The sequence below is a fragment of the Rhodococcus sp. NPDC003382 genome, assembly GCF_053589135.1.
The window spans coordinates 66,935-84,309 of the sequence record NZ_JBSFRH010000016.1; the positions used below are offsets into that span (position 1 = coordinate 66,935).

A 17,375-nucleotide genomic window follows, 5' to 3' on the forward strand; every position below is an offset into this window, starting at 1 on the left:
CCCGCCGCATCGGCGTCGCGCGCTAAATTCGTACGGTGATCGTTGCGCTCATCGACTCGGGATTCGGTTTGCTGCCGACCTCGGCGTGGCTGCGCCGATTGCGGCCCGACCTGGATCTGATGCTGTCGATGGACCCGGCCGGAGCGCCGTGGGGCCCGAAGCCGCGGGACTGGGTGATCGAGCGGGTCGTCACCACCGCGCGGCGCGCGGTCCGGCGCGGCGCCGACGTGGTGGTGCTGCCGTGCAACACCGCCTCGGTCACCGCCCTCGACGAGGTCCGCCGCGACCTCGGCGACGGCGTTCCCGTGGTCGGCACGGTCCCGGCGATCAAACCGGCCGCGGCGGTGTGCGACTCGGTGGCGATCTGGGCGACCGCCGCGACCACCGCCAGCAGCTACCAGGCCGATCTCATCGCGCAGTTCGCGAACGGCAGCGAAGTCGTCGGCGTCGCGTGTCACGGGCTGGCCGACGCCATCGACCGCGGCGACCGGGCGGGCGCCGCAGCGGCCATCGCCTCCGCGGTCGAGCGCACCCCGGCCGACGTCAGCGGGGTCGTGCTCGGCTGCACGCACTATCCGCTGGTCGCCGACTCGATCGCGGCGCAGCTGCCCGCCGGTGTGCGGTTGTTCGACAGCGCCGAGGCCGTCGCCCGCCAGACCCTGCGCCGCATCGATGCGCTCGGCCGGGAGGATCGCGGAGCGGGCCGCGTCGAGGTGTTCCTCAGCGGTGAACCGGGAGCGTTGCCGGCGGGGGCCCGGGCCTTCGAAGCCGGGAGGATCCTGCTCGCCCCCGCCGGTGACGCCGTCGGCTGACCGCTCATCCGAACGAGAGCTTCCCCATTCCGGTCATCCCGGCCGCGATGACCCGGGCGACGGTACGCAGGTCCTCGCGGTTGCGGGGCAGTCCGTCGAGGTCGAGCCACCGGTCGGTGCTGGCCGCCGAGAACATCGCGGACACCCACGCGGTCGCGCAGGCCCGCAGGGTGCCCGGCTGCACCGGGCCGGGGGCGCTGGCCTGCAGCAGCCGCACGGTGATGTCGTGCAGGTGCGAGCGCAGCCGGTAAAGGTGGGACCGGATGTCCGGATGGGTGTCGGCCTCGCGCCAGATGATCACCCGCAGCACCGACGACCGGTGGTCGCGCAGGTTCAGCGCGGTGTCGAGGTTCACGAGGCTGGCGGCCGGGTCGCCGGGTTCGACCAGCGCGTTCACGTCGTCGATGGGTTCGGTCGGCATTCGTTCGGCGACGAGTGTTTCGAGAATGGCCTCCTTGGTCGGGAAGTAGTAGAAGATCAGGCCTTTCGGCACGTCTGCCGCCGCAGCGATGGACGCGGTGGCGGTTGCGTCGAAACCGTGGGTCGCGAACAGCTTTTCGGCGGCATCGAGGATGCGGGTGCGGGCCTCGCCGTCCTGTTGCGGGCGGCGCCGGCGTCGCCGGGGAACGTGTGTACTCACCTGCGCACCACCTTCGGTGATCCGAGAGGGGGCGAGGGCACGTCGGCCGCTCGCCCCGGGTCCCGGTATCAGGTGCGGATCAGTGATGGGTCGCCAGTCCGCCTCCGTGCATGCGAGCGTTCATGACGGGCAGGGCCGCGACGGCGACGACGACGGTGAGAACACCGACGATCCACGCGGTCCACGAGGCGCCCGTGTACTCGGTGTATCCCAAGACCCAAGGGGACAGGAACATCAGCACACCGAAGACACCCATTGCGTAGTCGATCGCGGCCATCGTCGGCCGTGCGATCTGCGCAATGCCGCACAATGCGACCAGCACACCGAGAACGATCAGCGACCACATGGCCGCGTCGTTGGTGTCCAGCCACAACGGCGACAGGGCGGCGAAGACGCCCAGAACCACGGCCACATAGTCCTGCAGCCGGCTGTCGGAGAACATGGTGAGCCTCCTCGTGAGAGTGTGTCCTTCCGTCTTTCGGTATAGGTCTGATCGACCGGTCGGTCAAGATGTCCGACGGTTGCGGTGCGGTAACGCTGCTCCCCAGGTCAGGGCGCGTTTTTGCCGGATCGTCATCTGGCGGTCGGTGGGCGTGACAACGGCCCCGATCCGGGTCGATCCGCCACATGATTCGGAATCCGCCCACGCTGCAGGATGAGCGAATTCCGGCTCGTGCGGCCGATCGGAAGGCGCGCCGGTGCGGACGCCGTACTCTCGTCAGCCGTGACCGATGAGAAGAGCGCCGAAGACGTGCGGGTCGCCCTCGACGCCCTCGCCGACCCGGCCGCGGCCGCGCACCTACGCCGGTTCTTCAAGACCGGACCGGGCGAATACGGGGAGGGCGACGAGTTCCTCGGGCTGCGGGTCCCGCAGACACGGGCGGTCGTCCGCCGCTTCCGGACATTGCCGATCGCCGAGGCGCGGGCCCTGCTCGACAGCCCGATCCACGAACACCGCCTGGCGGGACTGCTGATCCTCGCCGACCGGTTCGCCCGCGACCGCGACGCCCGGGACCGGATCGTCGAGTGCTACCTCGACGCACTGAACCGCGGTCGCGTGAACAACTGGGATCTGGTCGACTCGTCGGCGGACCGCATCGTCGGCGAATGGGTGCGCGAGCATCCCGACCGGGCCGGGCTGCTGACCGAACTCGTCGACGACCCGGACCTGTGGCGCCGCCGGGCCGGGCTGCTCGCGACCTTCGCGTTCGTCAAGGCAGGGGAGGCCGAACCGACGCTGACGCTGGCCGCGCGAGTACTCGACGACCGGCGGGACCTGATCCAGAAGGCGACCGGGTGGATGTTGCGGGAGGTCGGCAAACGCGTCGACCGCGCGCTGCTGGTGAGTTTTCTCGACGTCCACGCCGCGGCGATGGGCCGCACCGCGCTGAGCTACGCGACCGAGCACCTCGAGCCGGCCGAACGGGCCCGGCTGCGGGCACTGCGCTGAGCCGGCGGACACCCGGGCGCCCGCCGTCTCAGCGCTTCAGCGTGTCAGAACTGGATCTTGAGGTTGTCGCTGACCGGCTTGGCCTGGCAGCCCAGGATGTAACCGGACTCGATGTCCTCGGGGTCGAGGATGTCGCAGTGCTCCATCTCCACCTCGCCCTCGAGGACGGTGCACGCGCACGAACCGCACTCGCCTTCCTGGCACGAGTAGGGCACGTCGATGCCCTTCGCGAGCATGATGTCGACGAGCGTCTGCTTGCGCGGCCACGTCAGGGTGTGGGTCTCGCCGTCGAGCTCGACCTCGACGGTCGCGGCGTCGGCGGCTTCCTCGTCGCTGACCTCGACCGGCGCGACGTCGGCGAACGGATCACCGGCGAGCGAGTTGAACACCTCGGCGTGGACCCGGCTGCGCTCCATACCCGCGGCGTGCAGCGCGGCGTGCACGGTGTCCATGAACGGGCCGGGGCCGCACATGAACGCCTCGTACCCGGTGTACGGGGCGGCGAGCGCGGCGAGCTGGTCGGCCGTGGGCAGACCCTGCACGGATTCGAGCCAGTGCACGACGGTCAGGCGCGTCGGGTACTTGTCGGCCAGGGCGCGCAGTTCCTCGGCGAAGATGACCGACGATTCGTCGCGGTTGGCGTAGACGAGCACGACGCGGCCGCTGCCCTGGGTCAGCGCCGACTTGAGGATCGAGATGACCGGGGTGATGCCGCTGCCGGCGCCGAACAGCAGGAAGTCCTGGTCGAGCGACTTCGGGGTGAACACGCCGGACGGCGGGAGCACCTCGATGCGGTCGCCGGCGGAGATCTTGTCGCACAGCCAGTTCGAGCCGTAGCCGTCGACGGTGCGCTTGACGGTGACCTTGGGAGAGTCGTCGGTGAACGGCGAGCTCGCGAGCGAGTAGCAGCGTGCCACCGAGCCGGTGAGGTCGCTGGGGATGCGCAGGGTGAGGAACTGCCCGGGCTTGTATGCGAACTTGTCCCGCAGGTCGGCGGGTACGTCGAAGACCAGCGAGCGTGCGTCGGACGTCTCCTCGATGACGGCTGAGACGGTGAGAATCACCGATCGTGAGCCGTGCGGCACCTCGACTGTCGTCATGGGGTGTTTCGTCCTCTCGTCGTGCAGGCTGCGCTTTCGAACAGCTGGGCCTCGGAACGGCCGGGCCTTGAACATGTGGTGCGGTTGCCGCCCACTCAGCCGAACCAATCTAGAACGTGTTCTAGTTCAAGGGTAGCAGCCGGACCAGGCGACAAGGAAACGGTACCGGGCACCCCGTGGCATCGACGTCGCCGCATCCCGGTCGGCGGGACATGCACCCTGCCCGATCGGGCAGGTGGCCGCACTCGACCGGACGGCTTCGGTGCGTAAACCGGACGGTTCCGGCCGGTAGCTCTTCACCGGCGGGCGGGCGTCGGCCACGGTGGACCCCGGATGAGATGTGGGTCACAACCGTGAGCCACCCGGCGACCGAGGAGAGACACGATGGCCATCGAGCTCAATCAGATCTGGGACTTCCCGATCAAGGAGTTCCATCCGTTCCCGCGCGCACTGATGGGTGTGGGCGCACACGACATCATCGGTGTCGAAGCCAAGAACCTCGGATTCAAGCGTGCCCTGCTGATGACGACGGGTCTGCGCGGCTCCGGCATCATCGAGGAACTGATCGGCAAGATCGAATACCAGGGGGTCGAGGTCGTCCTCTACGACAAGGTCGAGTCCAACCCCAAGGACTACAACGTCATGGAGGCCGCCGCCCTCTACCAGCAGGAGAAGTGCGACTCGATCATCTCCGTCGGCGGCGGCTCGAGCCACGACGCCGCCAAGGGCGCCCGCGTCGTCATCGCCCACGACGGCCGCAACATCAACGAGTTCGAAGGCTTCGCGAAGTCCACGAACAAGGAGAACCCGCCGCACATCGCCGTCTCCACGACCGCCGGCACCGGCTCGGAGACGTCCTGGGCGTACGTCATCACCGACACCTCCGACATGGATCACCCGCACAAGTGGGTCGGCTTCGACGAGGCCACCATCGTCACCCTCGCCATCGACGACCCGCTGCTGTACTACAGCTGCCCCCAGCACTTCACCGCCTACTGCGGCTTCGACGTCCTCGCCCACGGCTCCGAGCCGTACGTCTCGCGCCTGGACTTCGCGCCGTCGCTGGGCAACGCGCTCTACTCGATCGAACTGGTCGCGAAGAACCTGCGCGAGGCCGTCTTCGAGCCGCGCAACCTCAAGGCCCGCGAAGGCATGATGAACGCCCAGTACATCGCCGCGCAGGCGTTCAACTCCGGCGGCCTGGGCATCGTGCACTCGATCTCGCACGCCGTCTCGGCGTTCTTCGACAGCCACCACGGCCTCAACAACGCGATCGCGCTGCCGCGCGTGTGGGAGTACAACCTGCCCTCCCGTTACGAGCACTACGCCCGCATCGCGACCGCGATGGGCGTCGACACCCGCAACATGACCACCGTGCAGGCCGCCGACGCCGCGGTCGAGGCCGCGATCCGGCTCGCCAAGGACGTCGGGATCCCCGACAACTTCGGGTCCGTGCGCACCGACTCGTACGAGAAGAACCAGATGAACACCAAGAAGTACGCGGGTCGCGGCGACACGATCCGCGGCGACGAGAAGACCGTGCGCGCCATCTCCGAGCACATCCAGGGCGACTGGTGCACCCCCGGCAACCCGCGCGAGGTGACGGTCGAGTCGATGATCCCGGTCGTCGACCACTGCATCAACCGGTCCTACTGACCCTGCATCCACCGGTCCGACGGACCGACCGATCTCGCGCCCGGGGCGGCGTTCCCCTGCCCTGCCCCGGGCGCGTTCTCACCGCGCGACAGGAGTACCGATGACCGCCTTCGCCGACAGTGCCGCACTGAAGGACGCGCTGCGCCGCCACGACTACATCGCCGACGACGAATTCGCGGTCGTCGTGCACCTGGCCACCGTCCTCGACCGGCCACTGCTGCTCGAAGGACCCGCCGGGGTCGGCAAGACCGAACTCGCCAAGGCCCTCGCCGCGGCCGGCGGACGCAAACTCGTGCGGCTGCAGTGCTACGAGGGCCTCGACGACAGCCGTGCCCTGTACGAATGGGACTACGCCAAACAGTTGCTGCACGTGCAGATGCTGCGCGACCGCATCGGCGACCGGCTCGCCGCGTACCCGGACCTCGCCGACGCCTCCCGCTTCCTCGCCGAGCAGGACTTCGGACTGTACTCCGAGAGCTTCCTCGCCGTCCGCCCGCTGCTCGAGGCCGTGATCTCGCCCGAGCCGGTGGTCCTGCTCGTCGACGAGGTCGACCGCACCGAGGAATCCATGGAAGCGCTGCTGCTCGAGATCCTCGCCGAACGCCAGATCACCATCCCCGAGGTCGGCACGTTCACCGCACGCTCCGCGCCCTGGGTGATCCTCACCTCCAACGACACCCGCGAACTGTCCGCCGCGCTCAAACGCCGCTGCCTGCACTACCACGTCGGTTACCCGACGCCCGAACGCGAACGCGAGATCGTCACCGCCCGCGCTCCCGAGGTGCCGGCCGCGACCGCCGCGGAGGTCGTCGAATTCGCTCGTACCCTCCGCGAGATGCCGCTGCGCAAGAGCCCGTCCATCTCCGAGGTCATCGACGCCGCCCGCGCGGCCACCGTCCTGAGCGCGCACGCCGGGGACGGCTCGATCCGGCACGTGCGCGACGTCCTGCTCGCGGCGCTGCTCAAGTACACCGGCGACGTCACCCTGGCCCGGACCCGGCTCGACGGCACACCGGACCCCGAGGAATCGGTCGCCGACGTGCCACCGGCCGAACGGGTCACGGTCGCGTCCCGGCCGGCGAACACCACCACCGCGGTGTTCCGCGGTCGCGGTGGGGGAGGGCGGGACACCGCCCGTGTCGGCGCGAGGCGGTGACACCGTGCGCGTGAGCGACCTCGACGCCCGCCGCCCCGCGTATCCGCTCGACGTGGTCGCGGCCGTGTTCGCGCGACTGCTGCGACGCCACGGGGTCGCCGCATCGCCCGCCGAAACCATCGAGATACGAAGGGTTCTCGGCCTCATCGGTGCCCACGACCGCGACGTCCTGCGCGCGGCGCTGCGGGCGGTGTGCGCGAAGTACGCCCACGAACAGGCCGGGTTCGACCGTGCCTTCGACGCCCTGTTCCTCACCACCGGCCCCGACGCCGGCGGCGACGACAGCCGGCCCCTGCGCGCGCAGTTCGCGGAATCCCTGCCCGCCGCACTGGAAATCGACGACGAACAGCAACTCGCCCGCTACGCGGAGTACAACGAGCGCGCCGCGGAGGTCGGCGACCTGTTCGACACCCCCGAGGCGGACAAGGGGTTCAACCCGCACAAGGACGACGACGATGTGTCGATGACCTCGGCGGACGCGGATCTGTCCGTCGACACCGGCGCCGATTCGGGGCGCCGCGGCGTCACCTACACCGTCGACGTCGACCGGGCCGCGACCGCGACGGTCGGCGACTTGTCGGCGAATCCCGGTGCGGCCGTGTCGGGTTCGCTGTCGTGGGACGATCCGACGTCGATCCTGGCGTGGCTCGACGCCTACGATCCGCACCGCGCCTACGGCGGCGACACCGCCGACGAACAGCTCACCGAGGCACAACTGAACCGGCTCGTCGAGGCCGTCGAGGCGTTCGTCGCGGCGCTCGCGCAGACCGTCGAAGCGCCGGCGGACGATCCGTCCGAGGCACCGGTCGACCCGACCGCCGCGCACCGCGCCGAGATCGACCTGGCCTGCCACGAGGTGCTGCGCCGCATGCGCGGCCCGGCCCGTCCCCGGCCGCGCGAGCGGGCCCGCGGCCGCCTCGACCTGCGCCGCACCGTCCGCGGATCGATGCGCACCGAGGGGGTGCCGTTCCACCTTGTCGTCCGCTCACCCCGGCCGGACCGGGTGCGGCTGCTCGTCCTCGCCGACGTGTCGCTGTCGGTGCGGCCGGTCACCGCGTTCACGCTGCGTCTCGCCCAGGCGATGCACGGCCGGGCGCACCGGTGCCGCGTCGTCGCGTTCGTCGACCGGCCCGTCGAGGTGACACAGCAACTGCTCGCCGGTGGCGGCGACGGCGCGCTGGCACGGGTACTGGCACACCCGGCCGTGGACCTCGAGGCGTCGAGCGACTACGGACGGGTCTTCGACGAACTGCTCACCGACCACGCCGGTCTCCTCGATGCGCGCACCTCGGTGCTCGTCGTCGGCGACGGTCGCTGCAACGGCCTGCCCGCGCGCGCCGACCGGCTCGCGGACCTGCGCCGCCGCGTGCACCGCCTGGCCTGGATCACCCCGGAACCGGAACGGTACTGGCAGCAGGCGACGTGCGCGATGCCCGACTACGCGGAGGTGTGCGACCGGGTCGTGGTCGCCCGCGACGGCGCGCAACTGCTCGACCGCGCCGCCGAACTCGGCCACGCCCTGCGCTGACCCCGCCGCATTCCGGGTGAATGTGCCCCTCATCCGGTTTCGGGTACGGGGGACCGGTCCGGGGGATACGGTGCAGGCACACCCTGGTACACCAGTTGGGCGGGGGGAATTGCGATGACCGACCGCACAGTGGCCGAGCGAGCGGAGTCACTGCGGCACGACCTCGGTGCACTCGACCGGCGGGTCGGCGACCTCGTCGAGTCGCTCGAGGTATTCGACCGGGAGGACATGCACGGGGCCGGCGAGTCCGCGCGGCGGGAGATGCTGGACCTGCTCAGCGACGCCCGTCTCGATCTGCACGCCGCCCGCGACCACATCGAGAGGCTGGTCCGGTACGCTGCCAAGTTCGATCTGTGAGCGTGCGCGCCGATCCGCCCCGGCGACCGGCCGGCCGCTGTTAGCGTCGAACGGGTGAGGACGCCAGCCGAGGTCCGCCCGGGTGTCCGGGCCGCAATCGCCGTGGTGGCCGCCGTTGGAGTGCTCGGAGCGTGCACGTCGGCGGTGGGCGACGCGCAGGACACCTCCGCGGCGTGCACCGCGGCACCGAACGGCACACCGCTCACGGCACCGCCGGCGCCGCAGGAAACCGATCGCGACCTGTCCACCAACCCGGAGATCGCCACCGGATATCGCGACGGGATGGTCGCGGTGAATGCCGGAGAGTTCGCGGTCTCGACCGCCAATCCGATTTCGACGGAGGCGGCGTGCGAGGTGCTGCGCGACGGCGGCACCGCAGCGGACGCGCTGGTCGTCGCCCAGGCCGTGCTCGGCCTGGTGGAGCCGCAGTCCTCGGGTATCGGGGGCGGCGCGTTCCTGATGTACTTCGACGCGGCGACCGGGCAGGTCCAGGCGTACGACGGCCGGGAGACCGCGCCGGCAGCGGCCACCGAGAACTATCTGCGCTGGATCAGCGACACCGACCGCACCGAACCGCAGCCCGACGCCCGCGCCAGCGGCCGTTCCATCGGCGTGCCCGGCGTGCTCCGGATGCTCGAGGATGTCCATCGCGACCACGGAAAGACCGACTGGGCACAGCTTTTCGAACCGGCGGTGACGCTTGCCGACGACGGTATCGAGATCAGCGATCGGCTCGCGCAGTCGATCGCGGACTCCGCCGCCGACCTCGCCCGGGACGAGGCGGCCGCCGCGTACTTCCTCGAAGCGGACGGCGCTCCCAAGTCCGAAGGCACCGTGCTGACCAACCCGGCGATGAGCAAGACCCTCGGGGCGATCACCGCCGGTGGGGCGGACGCCTTCTATACCGGTGCCATCGCGACCGCGATCGTCGACGCCGTCGACACGACCTCCGGCGGGCGGACCCCCGGAGAGATGACCGTCGACGACCTCGCCGGGTACCGGGCGAAGCAGCGAACCGCGCTGTGCACCCCCTACCGGTCCTACGAGATCTGCGGGATGCCGAACCCGTCGTCCGGCGGCATCGCGGTCGCCGCGACCCTCGGCATCCTCGAGAACTTCGACCTGTCGGCCTTCCCGCCGGCCGACGTCGACGCGAACGGCGGTGTCCCGGACGTGGAGGCCGTCCACCTGATCGCCGAGGCCGAACGGCTCGCGTACGCGGATCGCGACAAGTACGTCGCGGACTCCGATTTCGTGCCGCTGCCCGGTGGCTCACCCGAGACCCTGCTCGACGAGACCTACCTGAAGGAACGGGCCGCGCTGATCGACCCGAACCGCAGCATGGGCACCGCCCGGCCCGGTGACTTCGGGCCCGTCCCGATCGGGGCACCACCGCAGGTCCCCGAGCACGGCACCAGTCACATCTCCGTCGCCGACCGCTACGGGAACGTCGCCGCGATGACCACGACCATCGAATCGGCGTTCGGTTCGTTCCACATGGTCGACGGATTCCTGCTGAACAACCAGCTCACCGACTTCGCGGCCGAGCCGGTCGACGAGACCGGCACGCCGGTCGCGAACCGGGTGGAGCCCGGCAAGCGACCGCGCAGTTCGATGTCGCCGACCCTCGTGTTCGAGCGCACCCCCGACGGCGCCCGCGGCGCACCGGTGCTCGTGACCGGCTCGCCCGGCGGCTCGGTGATCATCCAGTTCGTGGTGAAGACCCTGGTGAACATGCTCGACTGGGGTCTGGACCCACAGCAGGCGGTGTCCGCCGTCTCGTTCGGCGCCGCGAACACCCCGGTCACCGGTGTCGGAGGGGAACATCCCGCGATCGACGGGTCCGACGACGGCGCCCGCGACCCGCTCGTCGCCGCCCTGCGCGAACGCGGGCACCAGGTGTCGGTCGCGCCCCAGTCCAGCGGCCTCAGTGCACTGTGGCGTACGGACACCGGCTGGGTCGGCGGTGCCGATCCGCGCCGGGAGGGCGCGGTCATGGGTGCCCAGGGATGACGCCGGCACCACCCGGGTGGCCGGGAGGTTGCCGCGAACCGGCGCTCTACGTGCAGGTACCGGCCTATCGGGATCGGGAGCTCGGGCCCACCCTGCGGGACCTGTATGCGCAGGCAGCGCACCCCGAGCGGCTGCGGGTCCGGGTCATGTGGCAGCGGACCGAGGACGACGTGCTGCCCGACGACGTCGTGGCGCTTCCCGGGTTGGAGATCGACGAGATCGCGGCGAGCAGGAGCGAGGGCTGCAACTGGGCTCGACGACGATTGCAGGGTGCGTGGAAGGACGAGCCCTACACCCTGCTGATCGACTCCCACCACCGATTCGCCGCCGGCTGGGACGAAACGGCGGTCGGGATGCTGGAAGGACTGCGCGCGGCCGGGATCGCGAAGCCGATTCTCACGGGGTATCTGCCCGCGTACAGTCCGGACGACGACCGCTGCCGGGGGATGCGCCCGCTCCGGATCTACCCGTACCTGCGCGACCGAGGTGTGCTCACCCGGCTGCGGGGTGCGGCAATGCTGGGCTTCCCGGAACTCGGGGCTCCCGCCCCCGCGGACTTCGCGTCCCTGCACTTCCTGCTCGCCGACGGCCGCTACAACAAGGAGGTGCGGTTCGATCCCGGGGTGTACTTCTTCGGGGACGAGGTGCTCACCAGTGTCCGGGCTTTCGCTGCCGGATATCGGCTCTTCCACCCGCACCGGGTGATCGGCTGGCACGCGTACGAACGCGACACCCGGCGGACGCACTGGTCCGACCACGGCGGATACGACGAACGTCAGGAGCGATCGCTCGAGGCACTTCGGCGCTACCTCACCGGTGACGGCGAGGTCGCGCCCGCGGACGTCTCCGCATTCGAGTCACACGTCAACCTGACCCTGGTGACGTCATGATCGACACCGCTGTCACACTTCGCCCGGGAACGGTGACGTGCGTCGACGAGTTTCTCGACGCCGGCGAGTGCGCCCTCATCGGCGACGATCTCCGGTTCACCTATTGGCGGCCGAGTTCGGTGCTCCGCCGCGACGCCGAGGGGCGGCGATTCACCGGTCTTTCGATCGATCGCACCAGTTCGACCACCGACGAGACCTGGCTGAGCGACGAAGCGCGCGAACTGCTGAGGCGGGTCGAGGCGAGACTGGCCGCCGACTTCGGTGTTCCCGCCGATCGTTTCGAACCCTGGCAGATCGTGCGGTACCGGGCGGGAGAGCGCTTCGAGGAGCACCACGACAGCGGCTTCTTCTCCGGTGACCGGTGGGGTGAACGGTCGGTGTCCGTGCTGATCTACCTCAGCGACTCGCAGTCGGGGGGAAGCACCTGGTTCCCGGTCCTCCGAGAACGATTCCGGCCGCGCGCGGGGAGACTGCTCGCCTGGCCGAATCTCCTGCCGGACGGATCCGTCGATCAGCGGATGCGGCACACCGCGCGGCCTGCCCGGCGAGTCAAGACGATCCTGACCACGTGGGTGCGTGAGGCGCCGACGACGACGAATCCCGCCGAGTGAGAGGTAGCGCCGTGGCTGTGTCGGACCGAGAACGTCGCGTAGTTCAGCAGATCATCAGGGAACACGGCCCGATCCTGGACCTGATCGCACATCCGGAGGTCCTGGTCGAGATCATCCGCAAGTGGGCATTCGACCTGGTCGAAGTGCCCGATGGTGGCCTACCGGGCGGTGTGGGGCCGGTGAATCCCCCGACGAGCCACGTCGAAGGCCCGGAACTGGAGGACGTTCTCAAGGCGATCCTGGCGGTGGGCCGGAAGGTCGACAAGATCAGCCGCAGGCTCGGCGACTGAGCCCGAGGCCGCTCCCGACTTCGCCGGTACCTACCCGATCGGGTAGGTACCGGACCTACCCGTCGACCCGGTGCCCCGGCCGCCCACCCGGCCTACGCTCGAAGGACCGTAAGCTGGATCACACGCCGCAATCGCCGGGGACGTCAGGAGTGCTGCAGTGGCCGTCGCCATACCGGAACGTCGAACCGAATCGGGGAACGCCGGAAGGGAGACGCCCACACTGGCGAAGTTCCATGCCCCCGAGATCGTGTTCGGTGCCGGATCCCTCGCCGAGGCCGCGCACGCGACCGTGCGCCTCGGCGGCAGCCGGCCGATGCTCGTCACCGACCCGGGACTCGTCGAGGCCGGATGGGTCGACGAACTGCGGCACCACCTGGACGAACAGGGCCTGGCCCCGGTCGTGTGGAGCGAGCTGACCCCGAATCCGAAGGACTTCGAGGTCGCCGCCGGTCACGAGCTCTACCGTGCCGAAGGCTGCGACGTGCTGGTCGGGCTCGGCGGTGGCTCGGTGATCGACGCGGCCAAGGGCATCGCCGTGCTCGCCGCGAACGGCGGCAGCATCCTCGACTACGAGGGCGTGGACCGGGCACCGCTGCCGATCCCGCCGATGGTGATGGTGCCGTCCACCTCCGGCACCGGCGCGGACGTGTCGCAGTTCTGCGTCGTCACCGACACCACCCGCAACACCAAGATCACCATCATCGGCCGGTCGCTGGTGCCCGACCTGACCGTCATCGACCCGCGGCTGCTGACCACCATGCCCGACGACCTGAACGCGGCGACCGGGCTCGATGCGCTCACCCACGGCATCGAGGCGTTCGTCTCCCGCGCCCACAACCCGCTCACCGACCATCACGCGCTGCGGGCCGTCGCGATGGTCACCGGCACCCTCGTCCACACCATCGACGACCCCCACGAGATGACGCACCGCACCGCCATGGCCCAGGCCAGCCTCGAGGCCGGCCTGGCGTTCACCAACGCGATCCTCGGCGCGGCGCACGCGATGAGCCACCAGGTCGGCGGCCTGCTCGACCAGCCGCACGGCGTCATCAACGGGGTGCTCCTCCCGCACGTGATCCGATTCAACGCCGCCGCCGACCCGGCACCGTTCGCGGCGATCGCCGCGGCCCTCGGCCTGGACGAACACCGCGGCCCCGCACAGGAGGCCGCCCTCGCCGTCGCCGACCGCGTCGAACGACTCGCCCGCGAGGTCGGGGTGCCGCGCGGACTGCGGGAACTCGGTGTGCGAGAACAGGATCTGACCCGCCTCGCCGAGGGTGCCCTGCGCGACGCGTGCATGTCCACCAACCCGCGCGCGGCGACCCACGAACAGATGGTCGCGCTGTTCCGGGCGGCGTTGTGAATCCCGCTGCCCCGGACCTGTCCCAGCTCACCGGCCTGCGGTCGGGCAAGCCCACGTTCTACCCGCAGTATCGCGGCGCCGCCGAACGTCTCGAACGGGTAGTGCACGCCCTCGAACTCATCTCGCGGGCGCTCGTGCGCACCGTCGAGGGACCCGAAACGCTGATCTGCGCGGTCGCGGAGGCCGCCCGGGCACACCTGAGTGCCCGCTGGGTGGTGTTCGCGCTCGCCGACGGCATGCTGCCCGACGCCGGACCCCGCCGGCTCGTGCTCGGACCGGATGCCACGCCCTTCCTCGTCGACAACGTCGAGGGCCCACCGCTGCCCGACGAGGTCGTGCGCTGCCTCGACGACATCCGCGGTGGCAGCGTCGACCGGGATCCGATCGTCGAGGGCCATCACGCGTTCGTGCCGATCGTGCTCGGCGGTGGTGTCGCCGGGGCGATCGCGGCGTGGACACCGGAGCATCGGACACTCGACGCCACCGACCGCGCGGTGCTGTCCATCCTGGCCAGCCAAACTGCTGTGGCCCTGCAGAATTCGGCCCTCTATCAGCGGGGCCAGCTGCTGCTCGAACGCGCCGAGGAAGCCTACCGGGAAGCGAACCGGGCCGCCGCCGACCTGCAGTCACGCAACGCCGAACTCGAAGCGACCCTGCGCGAACTGGAACGGACCCAACGGCAACTCGGTGCCGCCCACCGGCAACAGGCACTCGACGACGAACGGCACCGCATCGCGCGCGAACTGCACGACAGCGTCACCCAGGCCGTGCTGTCGGCGGGCATGCAGATCGAGGTGTGCCGCAGCGACATTCCCGACAGCGAACGCGCCGAACGTCTCGACCTGGCAAAGGAATTGACACGCCGCGCCGTCGAACAGCTGCGGTCGGCGATCTACGCGCTCAACCATCCGTCGGACGCGGATCGGTCGTCGCTGCCGGAGATGCTCGAGCAACTGCGGGTCGCGCACACCCCGGGCGAACTCGACATCGTGATCCGGGTCGGCGGCACTCCCGTCGAACTGTCCGGCGACGTCGAGCACGCGTTGCTGCGGATCGCGGGGGAGGCGCTGTTCAACGCGGTCGTGCACGCGAACGCGACCCGCGCCGTCCTGCGGCTGACGTACGGACCCGAGTCGGTGCTGCTCTCGGTCGCCGACGACGGCGACGGTGATCCCGCCCGCATCCGGGTGATGTTGCGGCTGGCCGCCGGCAGCGACTTCGACGGCCGGCACCGCGGCCTGGCGAACATGCAGGCGCGTGCCCACGAGCTCGGCGGCCGGCTCGAGGTGCGCCGCGCCCGAATCGGGGGAGTCCGGGTAGCGGTGCGCATCCCCATTCCGAAAACCGTTCCGCAGGAAGAGGATGCGGCGAGAACAGGAGAACAGCGATGACGGTGACACCGCCGCGGACCCGCCGGGACACCGTGAGGATCGTGCTCGTCGACGACCATGCGATCCTCCGTCAGGGGCTGCGGTCGATCCTCGACCGGGAACCCGACCTCGAGGTCGTCGGGGAGGCGTCCTCGGAGAACGAAGCGCTCGTTCTCGTCGACCGGATGCGCCCCGACATCGTCCTGATGGATCTGAAGCTCTCGGCCGGGTCGGACTACGAGGGGCTGACCCTGTGCAGCCAGTTGTCCGCTGCCCACCCCGGGCTCGGGCTGCTCGTGCTCACCACGTTCCTCGACGAGCAACTCGTCGTGCGGGCCGTGCACGCCGGCGCGCGCGGCTACGTCGTCAAGGACGTCGACACCACGGAACTGGTCCGCGCGATCCGGGCCGTCTCGCGAGGCGAGAGCGCGTTCGACTCGCGCAGCGCCGCGGCGGTGGTGCGCACGCTCAGTGGGAAGGTCCCGCAGACCGAACAGCTCACCGACCGCGAACTCGAGGTGCTGCGACTACTCGCCGCAGGACTGTCGAACGCGAAAATCGGTGAGCAGCTGTTCATTTCGGCCACGACGGTGAAGTTCCACGTGAGCAACATCATGCGCAAGCTCGGCGTCGGCCGCCGCGCCGAAGCGGTGTACGCGGCGAGCAAGCAGGGACTGATCTAACGCCTCGTGCGCGCTTTCGGCACCTCCCGCAGCCGAAAGCGCGCACGACGTCAGCACGTGCGAGGGGTTTCCTCGCCCGCGAAGCGCTTGGTGAGGAAGTCCATCGCCTGCCCGAGGCCGAGTACCGCCGCCGACATGTGGTCGGGGGTCGGGGTCTCGAGGCTCTGGACGTGCGCGCCCGCCGCGCAGTACCGGGCGAGCGTCGCGGTGATCGAATCGACGGGGATCAGCGCGTCGGTAGGGCTGTGCCATTCGAAGATCGGCATCGGGGGAACGCCGGGGTACAACTCCAGGCTGTTCTCGTCGACGACGGCCAGGGCGCCCGGTTCGTCGGTCAGCCGGCTGATCGGGCTGACCTGCGGCAGGCTGCCGCCCGCGCCGATCCGCAGGATGTCGTTGGTGCACGCGGCGCTGAGGCCGTCACGCATCGCTTGCCCGGCGGGGGTGAGCCGTCCGCTGAGATCGATGCGGTCGGGGTATTCGCGTTCGAGGCCGAGGGCGGCAGCGAACGCCAGGCCGAACGCCGGATGCGGATCGGTGCCGATGCCGTCGGCCATCTTCCGCAGGTTCATCGGGACACCGCCCATCGCGGCCCCGACGATGTTCAGTTCGGGAGCGTAGGTCGGGGCGAGGGCGGCCGCCCACCCGGTGGCCATGCCGCCGCCGGAGTACCCGGCGAGCGTGACCGGGCTGTTGGCGACCTGCAGTTCCGGTGCCCGCTGGACCGCCCGGATGCCGTCGAGCGTGATCTGGCCGCCCAGCTTGGCGGCCCCGTACGCGCTGGTCGGTCCGAGATGGTCCGGGATCGCCACCGTCCAGCCTCGCTGCAGCGCGACGTTCAGGCCGACAGCCTCGCGGATCTCCAGGTTCGGGTCGGTGGTCCACAGCGTCTGCGACGGTGCGCACTGCGGTCCGAGTGCGTTGATCACGTGCTGGAACGACAGCAGCGGCCCGTCCGGTGCCTTGCCGACGGGAGCGAGCACCGTCGTCACCGCGGTGATCGGCTCGCCCTGTGAATTCGTGGAGCGGAAGCTGAGCTGCCAGGTGTCGGCCCCGGTGATTCCCGCCGGGGTCGGCATGCGCCGGATTCCGAGAACGTCACCCGGTGTGGAGGAGGAAGCAGCGGCGGCGGGCCGGTAGAACGGGTCGGCCGGCAACGGCGGGTACACGGGTGCGGCGCCGGCCGGGGCGGTGGATGCGATGGTTGCGACCGCGGCTGCGACGCACACGGCCCCGGACAGAATTCCACGGCGCAGAATTCCACGGCGCAGAATTCCACGGCGAACTCGGGTACCCACAGACAACCTCCACAGACGAACAACCCCGCCGACAGTGGCGGGAGACAACGATCCGTCGCATTATCGACCATCGATCACAGTTCGTTACGAACGGGACACTGTGCCCTCGACTCGTTACGCAACAGAAACCATCGGCTCGCGCGGTACCGAGAACCTCG

Annotated in this window: 17 protein-coding genes; 13 read left to right on the forward strand and 4 right to left on the reverse strand. The window is 70.1% G+C overall.

Annotation, left to right across the window (positions count from 1 at the left end):
• Positions 1-35 precede the first annotated feature (35 nt).
• Entirely contained in the window at positions 36-812 is a 777-nt protein-coding gene (locus tag ACWDUD_RS13325) for a glutamate racemase (protein WP_248675884.1), read from the forward strand.
• A gap of 4 nt (positions 813-816) precedes the next feature.
• Here the strand turns inward: ACWDUD_RS13325 and ACWDUD_RS13330 are convergent, their stop codons facing one another.
• Positions 817-1,452, reverse strand: coding sequence for a TetR/AcrR family transcriptional regulator (locus ACWDUD_RS13330; RefSeq protein WP_197257253.1), 636 nt, complete (start codon positions 1,450-1,452; stop codon positions 817-819).
• 79 nt (positions 1,453-1,531) lie between these two features.
• Entirely contained in the window at positions 1,532-1,894 is a 363-nt protein-coding gene (locus ACWDUD_RS13335) for an SPW repeat domain-containing protein (RefSeq protein ID WP_197257255.1), read from the reverse strand.
• A gap of 282 nt (positions 1,895-2,176) precedes the next feature.
• On the opposite strand from ACWDUD_RS13335, the gene ACWDUD_RS13340 reads away from it, so the two are divergent.
• The gene (locus ACWDUD_RS13340; RefSeq protein ID WP_450109631.1) at positions 2,177-2,902 is read left to right on the forward strand and encodes a DNA alkylation repair protein; all 726 of its coding nucleotides are present in this window, start codon (positions 2,177-2,179) and stop codon (positions 2,900-2,902) included.
• A 44-nt stretch (positions 2,903-2,946) separates the two neighbouring features.
• Here the strand turns inward: ACWDUD_RS13340 and ACWDUD_RS13345 are convergent, their stop codons facing one another.
• Complete coding sequence (locus tag ACWDUD_RS13345; RefSeq protein WP_450109632.1) at positions 2,947-4,002, reverse strand: 2Fe-2S iron-sulfur cluster-binding protein; 1,056 nt, start codon at positions 4,000-4,002, stop codon at positions 2,947-2,949.
• 384 nt (positions 4,003-4,386) lie between these two features.
• Between ACWDUD_RS13345 and mdo the strand changes: the two genes are divergently transcribed.
• The 11 genes from mdo to ACWDUD_RS13400 all read left to right on the forward strand — a co-directional run bounded on the left by mdo (position 4,387) and on the right by ACWDUD_RS13400 (position 15,919).
• The gene (gene mdo / locus ACWDUD_RS13350) at positions 4,387-5,658 is read left to right on the forward strand and encodes an NDMA-dependent methanol dehydrogenase (RefSeq protein WP_248675886.1); all 1,272 of its coding nucleotides are present in this window, start codon (positions 4,387-4,389) and stop codon (positions 5,656-5,658) included.
• Positions 5,659-5,758: 100 nt separating this feature from the next.
• A complete protein-coding gene (locus ACWDUD_RS13355) occupies positions 5,759-6,814 on the forward strand; it encodes a MadB family AAA-type ATPase (protein ID WP_197257259.1) in 1,056 nt (351 codons plus the stop codon).
• A gap of 10 nt (positions 6,815-6,824) precedes the next feature.
• Positions 6,825-8,342, forward strand: a complete 1,518-nt coding sequence (gene madC / locus ACWDUD_RS13360; protein ID WP_450109633.1) for a MadC family VWA domain-containing protein — start codon at positions 6,825-6,827, stop codon at positions 8,340-8,342.
• Between the two features lie 114 nt (positions 8,343-8,456).
• A complete protein-coding gene (locus ACWDUD_RS13365) occupies positions 8,457-8,699 on the forward strand; it encodes a hypothetical protein (protein ID WP_197257263.1) in 243 nt (80 codons plus the stop codon).
• Between the two features lie 54 nt (positions 8,700-8,753).
• The gene (gene ggt / locus ACWDUD_RS13370) at positions 8,754-10,712 is read left to right on the forward strand and encodes a gamma-glutamyltransferase (RefSeq protein ID WP_450109634.1); all 1,959 of its coding nucleotides are present in this window, start codon (positions 8,754-8,756) and stop codon (positions 10,710-10,712) included.
• Positions 10,709-11,602, forward strand: coding sequence for a GlcNAc-transferase family protein (locus ACWDUD_RS13375; protein ID WP_197257267.1), 894 nt, complete (start codon positions 10,709-10,711; stop codon positions 11,600-11,602). The genes ggt and ACWDUD_RS13375 overlap by 4 nt, the downstream gene beginning before the upstream one ends.
• A complete protein-coding gene (locus tag ACWDUD_RS13380; protein WP_197257269.1) occupies positions 11,599-12,213 on the forward strand; it encodes a 2OG-Fe(II) oxygenase in 615 nt (204 codons plus the stop codon). Before ACWDUD_RS13375 ends, ACWDUD_RS13380 begins: the two co-directional genes overlap by 4 nt.
• An 11-nt stretch (positions 12,214-12,224) precedes the next feature.
• Positions 12,225-12,503, forward strand: a complete 279-nt coding sequence (locus ACWDUD_RS13385) for a hypothetical protein (protein ID WP_197257271.1) — start codon at positions 12,225-12,227, stop codon at positions 12,501-12,503.
• Positions 12,504-12,672: 169 nt separating this feature from the next.
• The gene (locus tag ACWDUD_RS13390; RefSeq protein ID WP_307846625.1) at positions 12,673-13,866 is read left to right on the forward strand and encodes an iron-containing alcohol dehydrogenase; all 1,194 of its coding nucleotides are present in this window, start codon (positions 12,673-12,675) and stop codon (positions 13,864-13,866) included.
• A complete protein-coding gene (locus tag ACWDUD_RS13395) occupies positions 13,863-15,257 on the forward strand; it encodes a MadS family sensor histidine kinase (RefSeq protein ID WP_307846620.1) in 1,395 nt (464 codons plus the stop codon). The genes ACWDUD_RS13390 and ACWDUD_RS13395 overlap by 4 nt, the downstream gene beginning before the upstream one ends.
• Positions 15,254-15,919, forward strand: a complete 666-nt coding sequence (locus ACWDUD_RS13400; RefSeq protein WP_197257273.1) for a MadR family response regulator transcription factor — start codon at positions 15,254-15,256, stop codon at positions 15,917-15,919. The genes ACWDUD_RS13395 and ACWDUD_RS13400 overlap by 4 nt, the downstream gene beginning before the upstream one ends.
• A gap of 50 nt (positions 15,920-15,969) precedes the next feature.
• Here ACWDUD_RS13400 and ACWDUD_RS13405 read toward each other — a convergent pair whose 3' ends face one another.
• Positions 15,970-17,190 (reverse strand): lipase family protein, encoded by a 1,221-nt coding sequence (locus tag ACWDUD_RS13405; protein ID WP_450109650.1) that lies wholly within the window; start codon positions 17,188-17,190, stop codon positions 15,970-15,972.
• Positions 17,191-17,375 lie beyond the last annotated feature (185 nt).